Source organism: Hydromonas duriensis, assembly GCF_004363775.1.
In the GTDB taxonomy this organism is placed as follows: Bacteria; Pseudomonadota; Gammaproteobacteria; order Burkholderiales; family Burkholderiaceae; genus Hydromonas; species Hydromonas duriensis.
In genome coordinates, this window is sequence record NZ_SNZE01000012.1 from 61019 (window position 1) to 67687 (window position 6669).

A 6669-nucleotide genomic window follows, 5' to 3' on the forward strand; every position below is an offset into this window, starting at 1 on the left:
CTAATTTTTATGTAGGAAAAAACATGACTTGGATACAAACAGCCATCCAAACCATTAACGCTGATTATCAACGTTCGGCGGATACGCATTTGATTCGATTGCCACTCGCCGCATTTCCCGATATTGATTTTTATTTTAAAGATGAATCGACTCACCCAACAGGCAGTTTAAAGCATCGCTTAGCGCGCTCTTTATTTTTGTATGCGCTGTGTAATGGCTGGATTCAGCAAGACACCACTGTGATTGAATCATCCAGTGGTTCAACGGCGGTATCTGAAGCATATTTCGCGCGATTATTGGGGTTGCCCTTTATCGCTGTGATGCCACGCAGCACCAGTGCGGATAAGATTCAAGCGATTGAGTTTTATGGCGGACAGTGTCACTTTGTCGAGCACGCCGCCGACATCGTGCCCACCTCACAACGACTGGCGCAAGAGATGAACGGTCATTTTATGGATCAGTTCACTTACGCTGAACGTGCGACCGATTGGCGTGGCAATAACAATATTGCCGAGTCTATTTTCAAGCAAATGTCTTTGGAAGCGCATCCGATTCCACGTCACATCGTCATTGGGGCAGGGACGGGCGGCACCAGCGCGACCATTGGTCGTTATGTGCGCTATGAGGGTTACGACACACACGTATGCGTTGCCGACCCTGAGCACTCAGTTTTTTATCCGTACTGGAAAACAGGCGATGCCTCACTCACATCCGAATTTGGTTCGCGCATTGAAGGGATTGGTCGCCCGCGTGTCGAGCCGTCGTTTGTACGCACATTAATTGATGATATGGTCGCTGTGCCCGATTGCGCAAGTATCGCGTCTATGCGCGTATTGTCAACGCTGCTCAATCGACGTGTAGGCCCGTCAACTGGCACCAATTTTTATGCCGTCTTGCAATTGGCGCAAACGATGCGTGAACGTGGTGAGACGGGTTCAATTGTCACATTGATATGTGATTCGGGAGAGCGTTATCGCGCGACCCATCATTGTAAAGAGTGGCTGCAATCGGGCAGCTTGCTCAGCGCTGTTGAGCAGCAAGAAAAAGAGATTCAACGCATTGTGGCTTCGGCTTGATTGTCATCGTTCGCTGTCGCTTGTTGTTGATTTTTGTAGCGAAAGAGCATCCCCGCCTTTAACCCGCTGTTTAACTTCTCATCCAATCGCCTACGCGGCCATGTGTTGCTTGCGTAGGCGATTTCAAAAAATCGAGTTTGATAAGAATTAATATAAAAAACTCAAACGTAGAGCCAAGTAAAAAACCGTAGTTTTATTCGCCATCACCATCATGGTATGCACTATGTGCGACTGTGTATGGGCGAGTTGCGTGCGATTCATTTGTCAATTTCATTTATTTTAAGATACTTTTTACCTTACTTGATGTTTTTTGTGTTTTGTAAAGTGTAGGCGTCACTCATGTTACCGCGCTAAAAGGTAAGTCAGCTCTAACGCGCATGAAATATTTATCATTAAAAAACCCGGTTGGTTAACCCTTTATGCAAAACAAGCAAAGATAAATAATAAATTTAAATAAAAAGTAAAAAACATTTGACAATAAGTAAAAACACGTTAAAATCAAAACCAAATGTGGATAATACTTATATTTCATTATTTAGTTGGTTTTCGTTTTTTTGTTGTTTATAGGGAGGCACGCACGGTATTTTTAGGGCGGTTGCTTTTTTCAATTTGTTTTTGGTTTCTAAATTGGATGGAGAGTGCAAAATGAATAAGAACTATAGAAGCATTTACAATGAGTTCATCGGTGCATGGGTGGCTGTGAGTGAGGTCGCTAAGAGTGGAGGGAAAAAAACGGGGGCTGTTTTATCCCCAGTCACGACAAGGTTGCGGTTGAGTGTCGTCATTGGAGCGTTGCTGTCGGGTGTCATTGTCTTTACGTCCGCACCCGTGCAGGCGCAGTTTACAAACGGCTTTGGTTCGGCAGCTGCAGGCGGTGTTGCGATTGGGCCAAGTGCATCTTTTACTCCGTTAGCATCAACTAGCGCAGTCGCGATTGGTCCCGATGCGACCGCAAGTGCTAACAGTGCGGTGGCGATTGGTGATACGCCAACCGCTACAGGTGCGCACTCAATTGCGATAGGTAATCATGCTTGGACTGCTGGGCAGGGGACTATCACAATTGGTGGTGGTTCAAGTGGATTACAGACCGAATCGATTACGATTGGTTGGACCGCGAAAAATAATGGGATTGGGGCAATTGCACTGGGTGGGACAGCGACAGCTTTGAGCACCGATAGCATCGCGATTGGTCGGGAATCAAGTGCGTCAGGGCTAGGGACTGTGGTGCTTGGTTCGAAGTCAGAAGCAGTTCAAGCTGGTGCTGTTTCAGTAGGTTACAATGCTGGTGGTTATGGATCGAGTTCTATAGCCATCGGCTCTACGGTAACTGCTCTGAGCTTGTCTAGCATGGCTTTAGGTAGCAATACGTATGCGTCAGGTCAATGGTCAATTGGGGCTGGTACATCGACAACAGCTAGTGGTGCAAGTTCAATTTCTATTGGACCGAACGGGCTTGCATCGGGTGATTCTTCTGTTGCACTAGGAGTGCGTGCCTTTTCCTCAGGACTTGGTTCTATTGCGTTTGGTCGTCGCGCTTCCGCTTCGCAGGATGGAGGGGTTTCGATTGGCACTCTTAGTCAAAGCACAGGTTTAAGTGCAATTGCATTCGGTGCAACGGCAACGGCAGCGGGAGCTAACTCTTTAGCTATAGGCTCATTTGCTAAAGCAACGGCCGATCGTTCAATTAGTATTGGCTACCAAAATACAGTTTCAGGTTCTGGCTCGGGTGCAATTGGTGACCCAACCACCATCACGGGCAATAATTCATATTCTTTGGGTAATGACAATAATATTACTGTCGATAACACGTTTGTCATTGGCAGCAACGTCAGCGTCACCGCAGCGGGTAACACCGTTAACGGTAATGTTATTTTAGGCAACAACTCCGCCGATAAACAATTCGTACAAGTCAATAATGCCACCGTGGGTACTGTCGTTTATGGAGGCTTTGCGGGCACTTCGGTCGGCGTGGTCTCTGTCGGTGCTGCGGGTGCCGAGCGTCAAATCGTTAATGTGGCGCCAGGTGCAATCAATTCGACTTCAACCGATGCCATTAACGGTTCACAGTTGTATTCGGTCTTGTCGATTACTCAAAGTTCAATCGCTTCTTTGTCCACAGTGACTTCAACAGGCTTGAGCGCGGCGAATAGCTCGGTTGCGTCATTGTCAACGGCGTCATCAACAGGCTTGAGTGTGAGCAACAGCGCCATTGCCTCTTTATCAACCGCAACATCGACGGGCTTGAGCGCAACGAACAGTTCAGTGGCTTCGTTGTCAACAGGTTTAAGCACGACGGACAGCTCGGTTGCTTCGCTGTCGAGTGTGACCTCAACAGGCTTGAGTACAACCAGCAGCTCAGTCGCTTCGCTGTCGACATTGACTTCAACAAGCTTTAGCTCGACCAATAGCTCAGTGGCTTCGCTGTCAACAGGTTTGAGTTCAACGGGTAGTTCAGTGACTTCCTTGTCTACAGGTTTGAGCACAACCAATAGTTCGGTGGCTTCATTGTCAACGGTGGTGTCTTCAATGACAACTGCGTCATCAAACAGTGCAATTGCCTCGTTGTCTACAGTGACATCGTCAGGTTTGAGTGCAAGCAACAGTTCAGTCGCCTCGTTGTCAACGGTGGTGTCTTCAATGACCGTGGCGTCATCCAATAGTGCGATTGCCTCACTGTCTACAGTGACATCGTCAGGTTTGAGCGCAACGGATAGTTCGGTCGCTTCATTGTCGAGTGTGACCTCAACAGGCTTGAGCACAACCAGCAGTTCGGTGGCTTCGTTGTCGACATTGACTTCAACAAGCTTTAGCTCGACCAATAGTTCAGTGGCTTCATTGTCAACAGGTTTGAGCGCAACAGTCAGTTCAGTGACCTCTTTGTCAACAGGTTTGAGTACAACCAATAGTTCGGTGGCTTCGTTGTCAACGGTGGTGTCTTCAATGACAATAGGCTCATCCAATAGCGCAATTGCCTCGTTGTCTACAGTGACATCATCAGGTTTGAGTGCAAGTAACAGTTCAGTCGCTTCGTTGTCAACTGTGACCTCAACCGCTTTGAGCACAACCGATAGTTCGATTGCTTCATTGTCGAGTGTGACCTCAACAGGCTTGAGCACAACCAGCAGTTCAGTGGCTTCGTTGTCGACATTGACTTCAACAAGCTTTAGCTCGACCAATAGTTCAGTGGCTTCATTGTCAACAGGTTTGAGCGCAACGGGTAGCTCAGTGGCTTCCTTGTCTACAGGCTTGAGCACAACCAATAGTTCGGTGGCTTCGTTGTCAACAGTGGTGTCTTCAATGACGGTGGCGTCATCCAATAGTGCGATTGCCTCGTTGTCTACAGTGACATCGTCAGGTTTGAGTGCAAGTAACAGTTCAGTCGCTTCGTTGTCAACGGTGGTGTCTTCAATGACCGTGGCCTCATCCAATAGCGCGATTGCCTCGTTGTCTACAGTGACTTCAACAGGCTTAAGTGCAACGGATAGTTCAGTCGCTTCATTGTCGACTGTGACTTCAACAGGCTTGAGCGCAGCCAACAGTTCAGTCGCTTCGTTGTCGACAGTGACGTCAACAAGTTTGAGTGCAACGGGTAGTTCGGTGGCTTCATTGTCGACTGTGACTTCAACAGGCTTGAGCACAACCAACAGTTCAGTCGCTTCGTTGTCGACAGTGACTTCAACAGGTTTAAGTGCTGTGGGTAGTTCGGTGGCTTCATTGTCAACAGGCTTGAGCACAACCAACAGTTCAATCGCTTCGTTGTCTACAGTGGCCTCAACAGGTTTGAGTGCAACCAATAGTTCGGTGGCTTCGTTGTCAACAGGTCTGAGCACAACCAGCAGTTCAGTCGCATCGTTGTCAACGGTTGTGTCGTCCATGACTTCAACGTCATTGAGTTCATCGAACAGTGCGATTGCCTCATTGTCTACCGTCAGCTCAACGGCCTTGAGTGCAACCAATAGTTCGGTGGCTTCATTGTCAACGGTGACTTCGACGGGCTTAAGTGCGGCCAATAGCTCGGTGGCTTCGTTGTCAACGGTGACATCAACTGGCTTAAGCACGACCAATAGTTCGGTGGCCTCGTTGTCTACAGTGACCTCGACAGGTTTGAGTACGACTAACAGCGCGGTGGCTTCATTGTCAACGGTGACTTCGACTGGCTTGAGTTCAACCAATAGTGCAGTGGCCTCGTTGTCAACCGTCGTCTCTACTGCGGCATCAACCGTGTTGAGTACAGCAGATAGCTCGATTGCATCATTGTCAACCTTGAGCTCAACTGGCTTTAGCACAACCAACAGCGCGGTGGCTTCACTGTCAACTTTGACATCGACAGGCTTCACTTTCACAAATACTGCGATTGCATCTCTGTCGACATTGACCATCGTTTCAATAGGCTCTTTATCAACAGGCTTGAGTACGACGAATAGTGCGGTGGCCTCATTGTCAACGGTAGTGTCATCTCTGAATACAACAGGCGGTTCTTTGAGTTCGTCGGGCAGCACAGTGGCTTCGTTGTCGACATTGACTTCGACAGGCTTTAGCACAACCGATAGCGCGGTGGCTTCATTGTCAACGAGCACTTCGACAGGCTTGAGTACAAACAGCAGTGCGATAGCTTCGTTGTCAACGACCGTATCCTCATTGGCTCCAAAATTGGGCGCAACGACGGAGTTGAAATATGTTCATGTCAAATCAACGGAAACCGATTCGGTGGCGAGCGGTACCAATTCGATGGCATTTGGCCCCAATGCGGTTGCCAGCGGCACCAACGCAGTGGCTCAAGGCAATGGCGCAACCGCCAGCGGCACCAATTCGATGGCTTTAGGTACCAATGCCAATGCCTCAAGTGACAACTCTGTCGCATTGGGTTCGAATTCGGTGGCGAATGGGTCGACTTTGAGCAATACCGCGTACAACCCAGGTTCGGGTGCTATCGCAGGCACTACGCCTGTCGGTGAGGTGTCTGTCGGTGCTGCAGGTGCAGAGCGGCGCATCACCAATGTGGCCGCAGGCTCGGAAGATACAGATGCAGTGAACGTGAGTCAGTTGCGCAGTTTGGCAAACACGATTAATGCAAATGTTGACAATAAGCTCAATGATTTGGATGATAAATTGTCTGCGCGGATTGCGGCCTCACTGGCGCTTGAAGCCGCTCCTTATATCCCAGGTAAGTTGACCTATTACTCAGGTGTTGGTTATAGCGGTGGACAAACAGCTCTGGGCGTTTCATTGCGAAAAACGGCGGATAATGGTCGCTGGTCAATATCGGGCGGTGTGGCAGGCTCTGATAAAGGTGGGGTTAATGCTCGCATAGGTGTTGCGGGAATTATTGGAGACTAATTGGTATGAAAAGAGGGAGGCTTGACCGCCTCCCCAACACTGTGGTGTTCACCAATAATCAAATGTAGCCTCAAAGCTCAATTGAAGTTTAAAGGATTTAAAAATGAAAACACATCAACAACTGATATCCGCCGCAGCCTTGGTTTTGTCTTTATTCGCTATGGGCGCGCAGGCGCAAAACACGGCGCAGGATTCTGCAGCCGTCCGCTTCCCTGAACTTAAGTCCACGTATTTAAAAACGGGGGATTTTGTTAAT

The 6669-nt window shown here is 48.6% G+C and carries 1 protein-coding gene and 3 pseudogenes; all 4 read left to right on the forward strand.

The features are described from left to right. Positions 1–23 precede the first annotated feature (23 nt). Positions 24–1076: a PLP-dependent cysteine synthase family protein gene (locus DFR44_RS06925; protein ID WP_133620486.1), complete on the forward strand. Its 1053-nt coding sequence runs from the start codon at positions 24–26 to the stop codon at positions 1074–1076. 645 nt (positions 1077–1721) lie between these two features. Next, positions 1722–2726 (forward strand): annotated as a pseudogene (locus DFR44_RS11785) (ESPR-type extended signal peptide-containing protein); the annotation flags it as partial. A 258-nt stretch (positions 2727–2984) separates the two neighbouring features. Then, positions 2985–6164, forward strand: a pseudogene (locus DFR44_RS11790) (YadA family autotransporter adhesin); the annotation flags it as partial. 72 nt (positions 6165–6236) lie between these two features. After that, a pseudogene (locus tag DFR44_RS11795) lies at positions 6237–6413 on the forward strand (YadA-like family protein); the annotation flags it as partial. Positions 6414–6669 lie beyond the last annotated feature (256 nt).